This window comes from uncultured Paraglaciecola sp. (assembly GCF_943787955.1).
In the GTDB taxonomy this organism is placed as follows: domain Bacteria; phylum Pseudomonadota; class Gammaproteobacteria; order Enterobacterales; family Alteromonadaceae; genus Paraglaciecola.
The window spans coordinates 100,314-116,942 of sequence record NZ_CALSOK010000015.1; the positions used below are offsets into that span (position 1 = coordinate 100,314).

General features: G+C 42.1%; 16 protein-coding genes. 1 reads left to right on the top strand and 15 read right to left on the bottom strand.

Annotated features, from left to right (window positions below; translation table 11 throughout):
* Window positions 1–206: 206 nt before the first annotated feature.
* The 10 genes from Q0Y52_RS14790 to trmJ form a co-directional block, all read right to left on the bottom strand.
* The gene (locus Q0Y52_RS14790; RefSeq protein ID WP_297822885.1) at window positions 207–497 is read right to left on the bottom strand and encodes a YebG family protein; all 291 of its coding nucleotides are present in this window, start codon (window positions 495–497) and stop codon (window positions 207–209) included.
* 161 nt (window positions 498–658) lie between these two features.
* Window positions 659–997: an ISC system 2Fe-2S type ferredoxin gene (gene fdx / locus Q0Y52_RS14795; RefSeq protein ID WP_297822887.1), complete on the bottom strand. Its 339-nt coding sequence runs from the start codon at window positions 995–997 to the stop codon at window positions 659–661.
* 27 nt (window positions 998–1,024) lie between these two features.
* Entirely contained in the window at window positions 1,025–2,887 is a 1,863-nt protein-coding gene (gene hscA, locus Q0Y52_RS14800; protein WP_297822888.1) for a Fe-S protein assembly chaperone HscA, read from the bottom strand.
* A 37-nt stretch (window positions 2,888–2,924) separates the two neighbouring features.
* A complete protein-coding gene (hscB, locus tag Q0Y52_RS14805; protein ID WP_297822889.1) occupies window positions 2,925–3,452 on the bottom strand; it encodes a co-chaperone HscB in 528 nt (175 codons plus the stop codon).
* A 55-nt stretch (window positions 3,453–3,507) separates the two neighbouring features.
* Window positions 3,508–3,831: an iron-sulfur cluster assembly protein IscA gene (gene iscA, locus Q0Y52_RS14810; protein WP_297822892.1), complete on the bottom strand. Its 324-nt coding sequence runs from the start codon at window positions 3,829–3,831 to the stop codon at window positions 3,508–3,510.
* A 33-nt stretch (window positions 3,832–3,864) separates the two neighbouring features.
* Entirely contained in the window at window positions 3,865–4,245 is a 381-nt protein-coding gene (gene iscU, locus Q0Y52_RS14815; RefSeq protein ID WP_297822895.1) for a Fe-S cluster assembly scaffold IscU, read from the bottom strand.
* A gap of 132 nt (window positions 4,246–4,377) precedes the next feature.
* Entirely contained in the window at window positions 4,378–5,601 is a 1,224-nt protein-coding gene (locus tag Q0Y52_RS14820; RefSeq protein ID WP_297822897.1) for an IscS subfamily cysteine desulfurase, read from the bottom strand.
* 12 nt (window positions 5,602–5,613) lie between these two features.
* A complete protein-coding gene (iscR, locus tag Q0Y52_RS14825; protein WP_297822899.1) occupies window positions 5,614–6,102 on the bottom strand; it encodes a Fe-S cluster assembly transcriptional regulator IscR in 489 nt (162 codons plus the stop codon).
* An 87-nt stretch (window positions 6,103–6,189) separates the two neighbouring features.
* On the bottom strand, window positions 6,190–6,999 hold the full coding sequence (gene cysE / locus Q0Y52_RS14830) for a serine O-acetyltransferase (RefSeq protein WP_297822901.1): 810 nt from the start codon (window positions 6,997–6,999) through the stop codon (window positions 6,190–6,192).
* A gap of 235 nt (window positions 7,000–7,234) precedes the next feature.
* On the bottom strand, window positions 7,235–7,972 hold the full coding sequence (trmJ, locus tag Q0Y52_RS14835; RefSeq protein ID WP_297822904.1) for a tRNA (cytosine(32)/uridine(32)-2'-O)-methyltransferase TrmJ: 738 nt from the start codon (window positions 7,970–7,972) through the stop codon (window positions 7,235–7,237).
* Between the two features lie 261 nt (window positions 7,973–8,233).
* Between trmJ and suhB the strand changes: the two genes are divergently transcribed.
* Window positions 8,234–9,007, top strand: a complete 774-nt coding sequence (gene suhB, locus Q0Y52_RS14840; protein WP_297822906.1) for an inositol-1-monophosphatase — start codon at window positions 8,234–8,236, stop codon at window positions 9,005–9,007.
* Window positions 9,008–9,481: 474 nt separating this feature from the next.
* Here the strand turns inward: suhB and Q0Y52_RS14845 are convergent, their stop codons facing one another.
* From Q0Y52_RS14845 to Q0Y52_RS14865, 5 genes are all read right to left on the bottom strand, one after another.
* Window positions 9,482–12,601 carry an efflux RND transporter permease subunit gene (locus Q0Y52_RS14845; RefSeq protein WP_297822908.1) on the bottom strand — a complete coding sequence of 1,040 codons (3,120 nt, stop codon included), beginning with the start codon at window positions 12,599–12,601 and terminating at the stop codon, window positions 9,482–9,484.
* Entirely contained in the window at window positions 12,594–14,123 is a 1,530-nt protein-coding gene (locus Q0Y52_RS14850; protein ID WP_297822910.1) for an efflux RND transporter periplasmic adaptor subunit, read from the bottom strand. The genes Q0Y52_RS14845 and Q0Y52_RS14850 overlap by 8 nt, the downstream gene beginning before the upstream one ends.
* Window positions 14,120–15,472 carry a TolC family protein gene (locus tag Q0Y52_RS14855; RefSeq protein ID WP_297822912.1) on the bottom strand — a complete coding sequence of 451 codons (1,353 nt, stop codon included), beginning with the start codon at window positions 15,470–15,472 and terminating at the stop codon, window positions 14,120–14,122. Before Q0Y52_RS14855 ends, Q0Y52_RS14850 begins: the two co-directional genes overlap by 4 nt.
* 132 nt (window positions 15,473–15,604) lie before the next feature.
* Window positions 15,605–16,009 carry a hypothetical protein gene (locus tag Q0Y52_RS14860; RefSeq protein WP_297822914.1) on the bottom strand — a complete coding sequence of 135 codons (405 nt, stop codon included), beginning with the start codon at window positions 16,007–16,009 and terminating at the stop codon, window positions 15,605–15,607.
* Between the two features lie 258 nt (window positions 16,010–16,267).
* A complete protein-coding gene (locus tag Q0Y52_RS14865) occupies window positions 16,268–16,573 on the bottom strand; it encodes a hypothetical protein (RefSeq protein ID WP_297822916.1) in 306 nt (101 codons plus the stop codon).
* Window positions 16,574–16,629: the final 56 nt, after the last annotated feature.

The following is a 16,629-nucleotide window of genomic DNA, read 5'->3' on the forward strand; positions in this document are numbered from 1 at the left end:
GTGTGTTTGTTATTATTTATGATATTAACACCAAGGTTTGAGGGGTTAGGAGGCAGTTTACATTTTACCTTCGCGCTATAAGCCCTCACGGATAGGAAGTCCTAAGGCATTTAGCGCGAATTCTGTTTATTTAATTTATCAAAAAGCTATTTGAAAATGTAAACTGGCTAAGTAACGCAATATTTTTTACAAAGGCATGAACCAACTTAAGCCTTCTTTTTATCAATCTTGACCACTTCTGCTTTTTCTTCAGTCAATAACACATCAGCTGTAGTGCCTTTTAACAACTTGCCCAAAGAGTCTTTATTTTTAGACAGCATAATAGACAGCTCTTCCAACACAGATACATCAATCTTAATACCTTTGCCTTCGATATACTCACTTAGGTTATCCGCTACATCGAGCATTTTATCGTACTGGTCGGCTTCTTTTTTATCTGCGGTCACAAACTTCTCCACCCCTTTGTGTTCAACTACATAACGTGTGATTACGGCCATAAATTACTCTCTTTTTTAAATTAGTTGAATAAGTTAACATAATAACTGTACGTATGAACAGCTGTTATTAGAGTCATTATCCGAAACTGTTAACTTGAAGGCAATAAAAAACCAGCACATAGCTGGCTCTCTTCACAAAAATAAAGCTTAGAGGCTCTAGGCTAATGTCCTTCACTCACCATATTGACTGTGTATTTAGGGATTTCTACCACTAAATTTTCGTCTTGTATAATAGCTTGGCAACCGAGTCTAGAATTAGGCTCTAACCCCCATGCTTTATCCAACATATCTTCTTCCAGCTCATCCCCCTCATTTAATGAGTTAAAGCCTTCACGAACAATGATATGACAAGTGGTGCAAGCGCATACTTTTTCGCAGGCGTGTTCAATGCCAATGCCGTTTTTTAAAGCAAGGTTTAATACTGAGGTGCCTTTTTCACCTTCTAAGACGGCGCCATCTGGGCACAACTCATCGTGAGGTAAAAAAATTACTTGTGGCATATTTAGATTCCTAATATTCAATTTATTTTAAATTCTGTCAACTGACTGCCCAGAGAAGGCGCTTTTAATCGATTGATCCATGCGTTTTTGTGCAAAGGTTTCGCTCAACTTATCTAATTGTTCGATGGCCGCCTTAATGACGTCTTTGTCTGTGCCTTTTGCCAACTCGCTGAGCTCTGCAATCCCTGCTGCAATGGCCTGTATTTCTGATGCGTCAAGCAAGGCTAGGCCGTCGGCATCTAATGCACCTTGCAAGTTTTCTTGCACTCTTGCGGCTTCAACCTGTTGCTCTTTGAGCATACGAGCTTGCATATCTTCTTCAGCGTTATCCATTGATGCTTTTAGCATCGTGGCAATTTGATTATCTTCTAGTCCATATGAGGGCTTAACTTGGATCTCGGCATGTACACCTGTGGACTTTTCCATCGCACTAACATTTAACAATCCGTCGGCATCTACTTGAAATGTTACCCGTATATGAGCCGCTCCTGCTGCCATGGGAGGAATGCCTCGTAATGTGAATTTCGCAAGGGAGCGACAATCCTGCACCAATTCTCGTTCACCCTGCACCACATGTACCATCATGGCGGTTTGTCCGTCCTTGAAGGTGGTAAATTCTTGCGCTTTGGCCACGGGGATAGTGGTATTGCGATGGATCACTTTTTCAGTCAAACCGCCCATGGTTTCTATCCCCAGAGACAAGGGTAAAACATCTAGCAGCAACATGTCACTGTCAGGTTTATTACCCACCAAAATATCGGCTTGAATAGCCGCCCCAATTGCGACCACTTTATCAGGGTCGATGGAAGTAAGTGGAGTACGCTCAAAAAAATCGCCTACGTGTTTACACACTGAGGGCACCCGAGTCGAACCACCTACCATCACCACTTCAATCACTTCCTTTTTTGCTAACTCAGCGTCTTTTAGGGCTCTGCGACAAGCTCGTAAAGTATTCTTAATCAAAGGTGCAATTAGTTGTTCAAATTTGTCAATACTTATCAGCACTGAAAGATGTCTGCCAGTGTCATCTTCAAAATGTACAGTAAACACAGATTCATGACTTAATACTTCTTTGGCATCTTTCGCTCTATCCAACAATGTACGATGCAAAGTTTTAGATAATTCCCCCGTTAACTGACTTTGTTGGCGAATAAATTCTACCAACAAGGCATCAAAATCATCTCCACCTAGTGCAGAATTACCACCGGTAGAAAGCACTTCAAATACCCCTTTGCTTAAATGCAAAATAGAAATGTCAAAGGTGCCACCGCCTAAATCATAAACAGCGATAATGCCTTCTTGGCGAGAGTCCAAACCATAAGCGACAGCTGCAGCTGTCGGTTCGTTGAGTAACCGTAAAACCTTCAAACCGGCAAGTGCCGCAGCATCTTTAGTGCCTTGGCGCTGGGCATCATCAAAATAAGCAGGCACTGTGACGACTGCACCTTGTAATTCCCCCCCCAAGGTTTTTTCTGCACGCTTTTTAAGCTCGTTTAAAATTTTTGCCGATACCTGTACAGGATTTACATCACCCGAAGCAACACTCATCACTGGCGATAAAGGATCTGTAAATTGGTAAGGTAAATGTGGGTAAGCCGTTTGAATGTCTTTTACCGAGCGCCCTAAAAAACGTTTCACTGACACAATTGTATTAGTCGGATCGATACTGGCGTGTTGTTTGGCTTCCTGTCCAATCACTTCTGAGTCAGTTAAATATCTGACAACAGAGGGTAATAAATGTCTTCCTTTGGTATCAGGTAACGTGAGTGCTTCACCACTTCGTACAGATGCCACTAATGAGTTGGTGGTACCTAAATCGATACCAACTGCTAACTTACGTTGATGTGGAGCGGCGCTTTGACCGGGTTCGGATATTTGCAAAAATGCCATGGTCTAATTCGTTTCTTTTAGGTTACAATGAGTCAAGTTAAAAATCACTTAACACGTCTTCTTTTAGCGCAATTTCAGATAACATTTTATATGAAAATTTAAGTTGCCGAATAATATTGGCCGCATGTTGTTCCGCCATGTCGTGAGTACTTTTAAGGAAGCATCTTAACTTAGTCAAATCACTTTTAATCGATTGATTAATTTCAGCTTCCAGTGAAGACAAAGCCCCCAAAGGATCTGATCGCTGTGCTATATCAGCTAACTCTTCACGCCATTCCATTTGTTGCATCAAAAAAGCGCTGTCTTTTATGGTTTGTTGTTCATGTTTTAAATCAATACCGCGCAAACTCAATAAATATTCTGCTCTAGATAGCGGTGATTTAAGTACAGAGTATGCATCATTTACTTGCGAATTTTGTTGAACGGCCAGCAACTTCTCTTGCTCGCTACCGCTAGCAAACTTATCTGGGTGGGTTAAGCGCTGTAATTGCTGATAAGTTTGTGGCAACAAAGACAAGTCCACATCGAAAGACACGGGGATATTGAAAAGTTCAAAATAATTCATCTGATGACTATTGATTGATATGTTTTACATGCGGCAGAGTTTAGCAAAGATAGCATTAAACATTAAAGCTTTCGCCACAACCACACTCACCATTTGCATTGGGATTAGTGAATTGAAAACCTTCGTTTAAGCCTTCTTTGGCAAAATCTAGATGGGTACCATCAAGATAAGCCAAACTTTTCCCATCAATAATAATTTTAACACCGTTGTCTTCGAATAATTTATCGTCAGGATTAATGCCATCAACAAACTCGAGTACATAAGCTAATCCGGAACAGCCAGTGGTTTTCACACCAAGACGCAGCCCTAAACCAGCTCCCCTATTTTCGAGAAAAGTTTTAGCACGTAATGCTGCGGTATCGGATACAGTAATGGCCACTGGCTACTCCTACTTAATTAAACTTATCTTATCTTAGACTTGGCGACTTTTATAATCTGCAACTGCTGCTTTTATGGCATCTTCAGCCAAAATAGAGCAATGAATTTTTACAGGTGGCAGAGCCAATTCTTCAGCAATATCCATGTTACTGATAGTAGAAGCTTCGTCAATAGACTTACCTTTTACCCATTCAGTTACCAATGAACTTGAAGCGATGGCGGAACCACAGCCATAAGTTTTAAACTTAGCGTCTTCAATAATGCCATTTTCATCAATCTTAAGTTGCAACTTCATCACATCACCACAAGCAGGCGCACCAACCATACCTGTTGCAATTGATGGATCGTTTTTATCAAAACCACCAACGTTGCGTGGATTTTCGTAGTGGTCAATTACTTTTTCGCTATAAGCCATGATATTTTACCTTTTGTTTATGTGACGAAATGTTCATTCCTGCATCACATCAATATTAATTTCGCTAATCTATTAATTCAAACTACTTTTGGATCTTAGATGACTATTGCTTAAGGATTCGATGTGAGCCCTCTAATGATGAGCCCATTCTACCGTACTCAAATCAATGCCTTCTTTATACATATCCCAAAGTGGCGACATGTCACGTAACTTATCTATCGCGTTACGTATGACCCCGATCACATAATCAATTTCAGCTTCTGTCGTAAATCGCCCTGTGGTAAAACGGATTGAGCTATGTGCCAACTCGTCGTTCAAGCCCAGTGCGCGAAGAACGTAGGAAGGCTCAAGGCTTGCAGATGTACAAGCTGAACCAGAAGATACGGCCATATCTTTGAGTGCCATAATCAATGATTCACCTTCAACATAAGCAAAACTGACATTAAGATTACCAGCAATACGGCTTTCCATGTCACCGTTTAAGTAAACGGCTTCCATATCTTTAATGCCATTCCATAACCTGTTACGTAACATCATCAATCGTTCGTTTTCAGCGGCCATTTCTATTTTGGCAATGCGGAAAGCTTCGCCCATACCTACAATTTGGTGCGTCGCCATAGTGCCAGATCGCATGCCGCGCTCATGACCGCCACCGTGCATTTGCGCCTCTAAGCGGATGCGTGGTTTACGACGAACAAACAAAGCGCCTATACCTTTAGGGCCATACGTTTTATGTGCAGAAAACGACATCAAATCTACCTTGGTAGTTTGTAAATCGATTGGCACTTTACCTGTGCTTTGTGCGGCATCCACATGAAACAAAATTTTGCGCTCACGGCACATCTCACCAATGGCTGCAATATCTTGAATCACCCCAATTTCATTGTTGACATGCATAATGCTAATCAAAATGGTATCGGGGCGGATAGCTGCAATCAGCTTATCTAAAATAATTAAACCATTAGGCTCTGGGTCAAGGTAAGTCACTTCATAACCTTCCCGCTCTAACTGGCGCATGGTATCTAGTACCGCTTTGTGCTCGGTTTTTAGGGTAATTAGGTGTTTACCTTTTTTTCCGTAAAAATTAGCAGCGCCTTTAATGGCTAGATTATTGGATTCAGTCGCACCTGAGGTAAATACAATTTCTCTTGGGTCAGCATTGACCAAATCAGCTATTTGGTTACGAGAGACATCGACTGCTTCTTCTGCTACCCACCCAAATTTGTGTGAACGAGATGCGGGGTTACCGAATACGCCATCTGTCGTTAAGCAGTCTGCCATCTTAGCTGCAACACGAGGATCTACTGGAGTCGTTGAAGAATAATCCAGATAGATAGGAAGCTTTAATTCGCTCATTTTTTACTCCGCTTAAAGCTGCAAACTAATAGAAATTTCGTTTGCCGCTATTTGATTATGATGTTTATGTTTGTCTTGTCTTTCGGCTACTTGCTTCACATCTTGCTGTTGCATGAGCTCACCCAAAGTAATACCGTCTAAAAACACACTAATTCTGTCACTTAAGCCTTCCCACAAATTATGGGTTAGGCATCGTTCTCCGCCTTGGCAACCGCCTTGACCTTGGCACTTAGTAGCATCAACAGATTCATTTACCGCTCGGATAACTTCACCGATAGATATTTCATTAGCTGGACGTTCTAGTTTATAACCGCCACCAGGACCGCGTACACTGTCTACTAACTTCTCTCTACGTAAACGAGAGAAAAGTTGTTCAAGATAAGACAAAGAAATTTCTTGGCGCTCGGATATATCGGCTAAAGACACAGGCCCACGTGTAGAGTGTAAAGACACATCTAACATAGCTGTCACTGCGTAACGACCTTTTGAAGTCAACTTCATAGTAATAAACCCGATACCATATTTGCTTAAATTTTTGCATACCTGACTAATTTAGTCAAGTATTTAACCTAGTAATTTAGTCAAGTATTATATGTATGGATCGAAGGCGTCACTGACCTTTTTGATATCCTCTCCATGTTCGTTATCAGAAAAGTCTTCCAAGTCTAAAGTGGGTAACGATTCACCACAGACATCCCCCCCCATCTTATTGATTGCTTGACACATCTCCTCAACTTTTTTATCAACAAGGTGAACATGATCCACCATCACACCGATAGCATGAGCGATAGGGTCAGGATTATCTGTTGCTACCGCATACGCATCAAAACCATACTTTTTGGCTATTTTTTCACGCTCCCCATTAGTCGGCGCTTCAGGCTTATGTTGCTCCACCACGACACGTCCAGGAATACCAATAACAGTGGCATTTTCTGGTACATCACGCACCACTACTGAGTTGGATCCTACCTTGGCACCTGTATGCACAGTGATTGGCCCTAGTACTTTGGCGCCAGCACCCACTACTACGTTGTCTTCTAATGTAGGGTGTCGTTTCCCAGCGTTCCAACTTGTTCCACCCAGTGTGACACCATGATACAAGGTCACATCATGACCAATCTCAGCAGTTTCTCCAATGACCACACCCATACCATGATCTATAAAAAAACGTCGCCCAAGTTTTGCTCCAGGGTGAATTTCAATACCCGTAAGCCAACGAGAAAAAGTGGAAATAGAACGAGCCAACCATTTCCAGTTTGCTTTCCATAATCTATGACTCAGACGATGAAACCAAATAGCATGTAAGCCTGGGTAATTAGTCAGCACCTCAAAAGTATTACGTGCGGCTGGATCACGATGAAACACACTTTGCACATCTTCTTTCATTCTACTAAACATTATCAACCTCAGTTTGTGATAAGTATCGTCTGTAAGTACAGCTGTTTGCGCCCCACTTTTCATTACTTACCATGGGGTGTGTATCACTAAACAATATCTCTCGTGCCTCGACAGAAGCATGCATTTCCCCATAAATAATTTTATCAATATCTTTAGCACTAACATCGACTTAAAGATTCCAGTTAATTTCAAATGTCTCGAAATTTCTTTACCTACATTGAAATCACTTAATTTATTACTCTCGATTTTTATTGGTTTTATCAACCGATGCTAAAATACCGCGCAATATATTCAGCTCTTGAGTCTCAGGTCGAGCACGGTTATATAATCGACGTAACTTGGCCATTACCATACCCGGATGTTTGGCAATGATGAAATTCGTTTTGATAAGGGTTTGTTCCAAATGACTATAAAAACCTTCAAGATCCTCTGCCAAAGGATATTCTGAGTCTTCAGGATGATTTTCTGGGTATTGACCACGGGATAAATTTAGGTAAGCCATTCGCACTTCGTAACACAAAGTTTGAACTGCCGCGGCTATGTTTAAGGAGCTATATTCAGGGTTTGCTGGGATACACACATGAAAATGACATTGTTGTAATTCATCATTACTTAATCCATTATTTTCACGACCAAACACCAAAGCGACAGGATACTTAGACACTTCATTTATCATTTTCTCACCACATCCTCTTGGCTCTAACATCGGCCAAGATAAAGTACGAGAACGAGCGCTGGTACCAATCACTAAACCACAATCAGCCACTGCTTCGGCCAGAGTATCTACTATTTTTGCATTCGCTAACACGTCACCCGCGCCTGCTGCCAAAGCACTGGATTTACCATCTGGTGCACTAATAGGATCAACCAACACCAATTGACTTAACCCCATGGTTTTCATTGCCCTTGCAGCCGAGCCGATGTTGCCTGTGTGGGAGGTATTAACAAGCACTATGCGAATATTCTCTAACATGATGTGTGGTATCTTTTTTTTAACGGGTCAATTTTAGGGCGCGCATAATAGCACATACCCACACCACCTCAAAATGACGATTTAGCATAAATATGCAGAGGATTAGGCAGTAAGACAAGCCTCCAAAAAAACATTCTGTTTGCTAAATTTACGAGCTTTGGTATACTTCGCTGCGATTTTTTGTTCAGTACACGTAATTAGGTTGACTGAACATTCTTAAGCGTTTTTTGTTTAATGTTCTTTTAAAATTGGTGGTTAACTATGCATCCTATGCTGAATATAGCGATCCGTGCTGCGCGTGCTGCGGGTAATATCATTGCTAATGGGTTTGATAATCAGACCGACTTGCAAACTGAAGCAAAAGGCGACAACGATTTCGTCACTCGCATCGATAAAGAAGCCGAACAGGCTATAATCCACAAAATCAAACTATCCTACCCAGATCACAGTTTTGTAGGTGAAGAAGGGGGTGTAGTGGAAGGTGACAACGATTTCAAATGGGTGATTGACCCCTTAGATGGCACCACCAATTTTATTAAAGGTATCCCTCATTTTGCGGTATCTATCGCCCTCATGCACAAAGGACGGTTGGATCAAAGTGTGATATTTGATCCAATACGTGGCGAATTGTTCACAGCAAGCAAAGGTGCTGGTGCACAGCTTAATGGTTTTCGTATTCGTGCTAGTAATGCCAAAGAATTGAGCCAAACGATCCTTGCCACCTCTTTTCCTTTTAGAAATAAAACCAGACTACCCCAGTATTTAGCAGGGTTTAATAAAATATTTATGCAGGCAGGTGATATACGTCGCAGTGGTTCTGCAGCATTAGATTTAGCTTACGTCGCAGCCGGCCGTTATGACGGTTATTGGGAAAGTGGTCTCAAACCCTGGGATATTGCAGCCGGTGAATTAATGGTGCGTGAATCAGGAGGATTGGTCACAGATTTTTCTGGGGGTAATGACCCTATGCATAAAGGCAATATTGTGGCTGGCAGCCCCAAAATTGTGCAAAGTTTAGTCAAATATTTAAAATAACATATCACAAGTTTTTAAGGCGAGCATTCGCTCGCCTTTTTTATGCCTCACTTGTAGAGTGATATTTGTCATCCTGTTTTGTTATCTTCGAAAATTATCTTTACGCCTCCATCCAAGCACATATTATGCAGGCAAACTTTCTATTTAGATTTATCCATTAATGATAAACCTTAAAGAGATGTTAGGTTCTCAATGTCATCACGTAGCGCTAAGACTTCAAGCTTAGTAAGCTAAAACCTTTTTGGGGCTATATTGCGCCCCCTCAACTTAATGACACCAAAAACGATGCCAATCAGCTCATATAATAGAAGAATGATTGATAAAAAAACTGGCTGGACGGATGAAGGATCAATGGGAGGTAAAAGTAAACCTGTATAACGAACATCACACTATCAATAAGTGGTTTTATATTGATCAATGGCGACTCACACATTAACGTTATCCTGCGTCTAAAGTGTGAGCACCTTTTGTTTATCACTTAATCGCTTGTTTACGCCATAATAAATACACCACAGGCACAATAATTAACGATAGCACTAATGCGCTGGTCATGCCTCCTACCATAGGCGCAGCAATTCGACTCATCACTTCTGAACCTGTACCTGAGCCATACAAGACAGGTAATAAACCCAACATAATGGTGGCAACGGTCATCATCACAGGCCTTACCCTAAGCCCAGCTCCTTTCATCACCGATTCAACCAAATCGTCTAAACTAGGCTCAGTATTATTATTTTGATGGGTTCGTATCAATTCTTGGTACGACTGATTAAGATAGACCAGCATAATCACACCTATCTCTGCTGCTACGCCAGCCAATGCGATAAAACCCACACCAGATGCCACAGACAGATTAAAACCTTCCAAATATAACAACCAAACACCCCCCATTAAAGCCAAAGGTAAAGTGCCTATTATAATGGCGACCTCGACAAAGTTGCGAAAGTTGATAAACAGCAAAATAACTATAATCGCAAGCGTTAAAGGTAATACATAGGCAAGTTTCTCTTTCGCCCGCTGCATATATTCATATTGCCCTGCCCAAGTTAGGCTGTAACCCGTGGGCAAGACTAACTCTGAAGACAATAACGCCTTTGCATTTTGGACGTAGCTGCCAACATCAATGTCTTTAATATCAATGTAAGTCCAGCCGTTTATTCGCGCATTCTCACTTTTTATCCCCGCGGGCCCGTCTTCAACATAAATTTTTGCTACGTCAGCCAAAGCAATACGCTGTCCACTTGGCGTCACGATAGGCAACAAAGCAAGTTGCTCTGGTGAGTCTCGATAACTTTGTGGGTAACGTAAATTAATAGGGTAACGTTCCAAACCTTCAACCGACTCGGACACATTCATGCCACCAATAGCGGTCGATACCACTTGTTGCACATCTGAAATATTTAAACCGTAACGAGATGCCAATTCACGCTTGATATCCACTTTTATATAACGCCCACCGGCAACTCTTTCTGAATACACCGAAGCGGTACCCGGCATCTGTGAAAGAATTTCCTCTATATCTTGACCGATACGTTGAATAACAATCAAGTCACTGCCTGCCACCTTAATACCAACGGGTGTTTTAATACCTGTAGCGAGCATATCGATACGGGTTTTTATCGGCATCACCCACGCATTAGTCAAGCCAGGTATCTGCACCAGTTTATCAAGCTCTGTACGCAACTTTTCGGTGGTCATACCATCTCGCCATTCGTCTTGTGGTTTAAGCTGAATAAAGGTCTCAATCATAGTCAGTGGCGCAGGATCAGTGGCAGTCTCGGCGCGACCTATTTTACCAAATACACTTCTCACTTCTGGAACGGTAGCGATCAACTTGTCAGTTTGTTGCAAAAGCTCGCGGGCCTTACCTATTGATAAACCTGCATAAGTAGTAGGCATATACATTAAGTCACCTTCATCCAGAGGGGGGATAAATTCGCTTCCGAGTTTGTTAATAGGATAAAAACCTACCACAGCAATGAGCAAAGTGGCCAACACAGTAGTCTTGGGATGATGTAACACTACACGTAAAACAGGTAAATAAATGGCCACTAAAAGTCTGTTTAATGGGTTTTTCTTTTCACTCACAATTTTACCCCGAATGAAATACCCCATCAGCACTGGCACTAAGGTAATGGCCAAGCCTGCTGACGCCGCCATTGCATAAGTTTTGGTATAGGCAAGTGGAGCAAACATTCTGCCTTCTTGTGCCTCTAAAATAAACACGGGAAGAAAGCTCACAGTGATAATTAATAAGCTAAAAAATAGAGCTGGCCCGACTTCAGAAGCTGACTTTGCTACTATTTGCCAACGGTTTTCATCAGTTAGTGGTGTTTTTTCCATGTGTTTATGCATGTTTTCAATCATCACTATTGCGCCATCAGTCATGGCACCTATCGCTATGGCAATGCCCCCTAAAGACATAATATTGGCATTGACACCCTGCCAATACATGATGATAAATGACACCAGAATACCTATAGGCAAACTGACAACAGCCACTATAGATGAACGAATATGAAATAAAAACGCGGCACACACCAAAGCAACAATAAATAATTCTTCGCCTAATTTCGACCATAGATTATCCACAGCCCGCGTAATTAAATCTGAACGGTCATAGACCGTCACTATTTCAACGCCCTCAGGTAGACTAGCTTTTAACGCCGCTAACTTTTGCTTTACCCCAGCAATGGTTTGTTGCGCATTTTCCCCAAAACGCATCACCACCACCCCGCCGGCCACTTCGCCCTCGCCATTAAGCTCTGCTATGCCTCTGCGCATTTGTGGGCCAAGACGAATATCAGCCACGTCTCTTAGTAACAAAGGGGTGCCTTTATTATTGATACCCAACGGAATAAGGGACAAATCTTGAATAGATTGAATATAGCCAGAGGCACTGACCATGTATTCAGCCTCAGCCATTTCGATCACAGAGGCACCGACTTCCTGATTGCCTTGTTTAATCGCTATTTGAATAAGACTTAGAGGAATATCATATGCACGTAACTTGTCTGGGTCGACTATAATTTGATACTGTTTGACCATCCCCCCAATCGAAGCCACTTCAGATACACCAGACACAGTTTGCAACTCAAACTTGAGAAACCAATCTTGAATAGAACGTAACTGACTAAGATCATGTTTGCCCGTTCGGTCTATCAGCGCATATAAATAAATCCAGCCCACACCAGTTGCATCAGGGCCTAATTGTGGTTTTGCTGCCTTTGGGAGGCGTCCAGCTACTTGTGACAAATATTCCATCACTCTGCTACGCGCCCAGAACAGGTCAGTTTTATCATCAAATATAATGTAGACAAAAGAATCACCAAAAAATGAAAAACCGCGGACGGTTTTGGCTCCCGGTACAGACAACATGGCGGTGGTCAAAGGGTACGTCACCTGGTCTTCGACAACTTGTGGGGATTGCCCAGGATAACTGGTCTTAATAATAACTTGCACATCAGACAAATCAGGTAGGGCATCAACAGGTGTATTGCGTAATGCAAACAATCCTAGGCCAATAATAATAAAAGTGGCCAGTAACACAAAAAAACGATTGGTAATTGACCAATGGATAACGCGCTCAATCATGATCATGCTCCTGCCCATTTCCCTGCATAGTGAGCGCATAATCGGTAATCAAGAAATCACCATTTTGGATGTCAAAAGTGAAGTGTATTTTATCTCCTTGCTGTAATTTGTTGAGGGATAACCTCTCAGTAAAAACAAAATCTAAGGTTGCTGGGCCACGCCCCCACTTTTCGATAGGCCCACGACTAATATTGGCCACGCGAGTCTGCAGATTGATGTGGTTAATGACGCCTTCCACATTAGCTGAGTCTACTTTTTCATCTTCTGTGATCACTTGAACATCATCTGCTCTATTCTTTTGAGCATCATTGCCTGGCGAAAGAGACATACGCATAAAGTCAGAATGGATACTGCTCTCGGAGTCTAATAAAAATTGAGCGGAGACCACTACCTGCTCACCCACCTCTACCCCACCTAATATTTGCGCAAATGCATTGGTGACTTGTCCTAAATTCACCTCTACAGATTTGTATTGACCTTTGCCCACAACTAACACCACTCTATCTTGGGTACCGGTGCGAATAACCGCGTCTTTAGGCACCAACAAGGTTGGCTCTTGTGAGTCGTTATGAATGACGACCTGAGCAAACATGTTGGGCTTGAGCAACATATCAGCATTGTCAAAACGTAATCTGACTCTCAGTGTGCGGGTTTTGGCATCGACTGTGGGATAAACATAATCAACTTGCCCTTGCCATGTTTTCCCCGGCACAAAACCAAGCGTCATAGTGACCAACTGACCAATTTTAACCTGTGCGGCTTGGCGTTCAAAAACCTCAGCTTTTACCCACACATCATCCAACGCACCGATAGACATTATAGTGGTGCCAGGTTTTACGAAAAACCCTTCCCTGATGGCTAAGTTGTCTATCACCCCAGATTGAGGGGCGTTAAACACAATAGTTTGTTGAACCACTTGACTCGTTTTAAGCTCTCTCATGCTTTGTGCAGGCATTTGCAATGCTAACAAGCGACTTTCTGCCGCTAAGGTTAACTCTTGGTTATTACGCTTTTTAGCTAATAAGTATTCTTCCTGGGCATTCACCAGTTCAGGCGAATACAAAGCATAAAGAGGCTCCCCCTTACTAACCTGTTCACCCGCCGCCTTGATATAAAGTTTTTCAATCCATCCCTCAACACGAGGATGCACATGCACCAGGTTATTTTCATTGTAATGCACGTAACCTACTGTCTTTATAGGCTCTTGAAGTATGGTCAGCTTAACCTTTGCCGTTCTCACTCCTAAATTATTGACTACACTGGGTGAAATCCGCACAACACCAAGATCATTTCCTTTGTTGACGTCTGCAAAAACAGGCACTAAGTCCATACCCATAGGTGATTTCCCGGGCTCATCACGGCGAAAATTAGGATCCATAGGAGCGACCCAGTAAAGGGGATCTGGCTCTGTGGAGGCTGATTGAGTCATATCCATTTCTGTGGATACAAATTGTGAGTAAATAGTCGCGGTTAATATTACCCCGCCAACTCCACCAACGATGATGGCATATAGCGTTTTCATCGATACTCCCCCTTGTTATTTGAATCTGTGTGACCTTCCAAGAAATACCCAAGCTGGATGCGTATTTTGCACTTTTCAATTTGAATATCGATCAAATCTATTTGTGCGCTAAGCTGGGAAATTCGAGCGCGCATCACCTCTGAAAAATCCCCGTCATCAGTGGTATAGGCTGACAAAGACGCATCTGCTTGCTCTTGAATTTGTGGCAATATAGCACTTAAAAATCCAGCTTCACGCTGCCCAAAGCGGGTTTCCTGCTGATACAGGTTTAACATCTGAGCTAGCATGCGTTGTTGTAATAAACGTTTGTCGGTCTCTATGGCTTGCGCCGTTAGGCGAGATACCGCCACTTCACTGTCTTGTTGTGCATAACCAAATATAGGCACGTCCACTGTAATACCGATAGAAAAGAAGTCTGCACGGCTTTGCCCAAGCTGGTCGTCATCCCGGTAGGCATAACTAGCATTCACACCCCACTGTGGTTTATATTTTTGTTTCGCCAAATTTACCGCTGTATCTCCCGCTTTAGCTGATTGTTCGATAGCGAGTAAGGCGGGATGATGCGTTAATAGCTGTGACAACCCCGTATTGTCTGCTCTTTGTAAAAGCCCCTTAATTTCATCTGACAGTTCAGGGAATGTTGGAACAGGAGTGGTTCCTGAAAAGGTTTCAGATACTGCCAGTTGTGCCGATGGTGTCAGCCATTCAGACAAGTTTGTAAGGGCGATATCTCGCTGACTATTAACGGTGGTTAATCTGTCATCTAATCGTGCCAACTCAAGTTGTGCGCTTATCACATCTTGTTGACGGGTATTTCCTTGGGCTGAGGAATAATTGGCTTTTACAATATCTACCAATTGTTCAAAAAGCACACGATCACGTTCAATTAAGCGGATAGTCTGGTCAGCTTTAATTGCGTTTAACCATAGTTGTGAAACAGTCACTTGTATTTTTGCTTTGCGATCTTCTCGCTGATACGGATGTTGGTCAGCCTGATAATTCAGTAGCTGTTGTTTGATAGCTAAACTATCGCCGCGGGGAAAGAGTTGAGCAACCCCTACCTTAAATTGCGTCATGGGCTCTTGGTCAAACGCAAAACCATCTGAAGGTAAATTAAGTAGTCCCATGGATAGCTTAGGATCGGGTAGGTTATTCACCCCTTCACTGGCGGCTCTAAGCGCTTGTTCTTGAAGTTGGTTACCCGCTAACCAAGGATCTTGCTGAATAGCAATTTTTACAGCGTCTTGCATGGTGATACCTGCCAATACGCTAAGGGGTAAAGTACTCATCAGCACGACAAACATGCGTAACGATGACCATGAATAGTGGAACTTATTAGTTTGTTGCATGGGTAATCCATGTTACCTAGCTTTATAAAAAATAAAATACTAGGGTATTAAAATCAATGATAAAAAGGTGCGAAAACGCCAGCTCAACAAGAGGAGCAGCATCGGTCTATTTAAAGACGGATCTGTCCTGTGTTAGCCGATAATAGGGGGCTTACGTAAAGACGGTAGGAATGTCTCTTGTATTGAAAACAGGTAGAAATTTGAAGGTTTTGATACTAGGTTTAACGCGGAGGTGGTAAAAAAATAAGTGAGCATTGCGGATGAAAAAACACCTGTGGGACAACTACATTCCTGATCGCAACAGTCCATTGCCAAATTTTTTTGCTGAACGATTTGTTGCTGCATGCTGTGTTGCATATCGCTGGTCATAACATGTTTAGCCATGCTGTTTTGCATAGTGCGCATAGTGCGCATATCATCATGCTGCTGACTATTACTATCCCCATTTGATTCACAAGGCACTGACGCATAGGCATATGACTGGCTGATCAACAGCGTCATAATAAAAACCCATGCAATAACCTTATTTTTGTTCAACTGAATCAATCCCGTGTATAAGTGTATAAGTGTATAAGTGTATAAGTGTATAAGTGTATAAGTGTATAAGTGTATAAGTGTATAAGTGTATAAGTGTATAAGTGTATAAGTGTATAAGTGTATAAGTGTATAAGATAATAACAGAATATCGAAAACTGTCTATTTTGCAGTGAGTTTTTTGGATGACTGAGTTTGTTGTGCTTGGCTACCGCTATTTTTAATATACATACCTGTACAATATTCTGCTGGATAACATTGTTATTTGCCATCTGCTACATTTTTGCAGGCTAGCGGTTGTGTCTGTGTTTTTTCTTGGTACCAAGGCGAAAAATCACTCTGCGGATCAGATACCCCTTCCATAAAGTTTTTCACTGCCTCTACATGATGTTTTATGCCTTCTTGAGTGAAGTAAAGTTCATAGTTATTCATATGACTTGGGTCTCCTGGCTTCGTATTTCTGTCAGAGGCAGAGATCAATGTGAGATCAGTGGCAAACCCTAAAACACTGCAACCATTGAGTGCTAATACACAAATCACTAAACAAAGGTGCTTGCGCAATGCCATTTTTATCCTTGATACTGTTTTGTTGATTAAAGTCTTCTCCCCAAAATTTAGGGGAG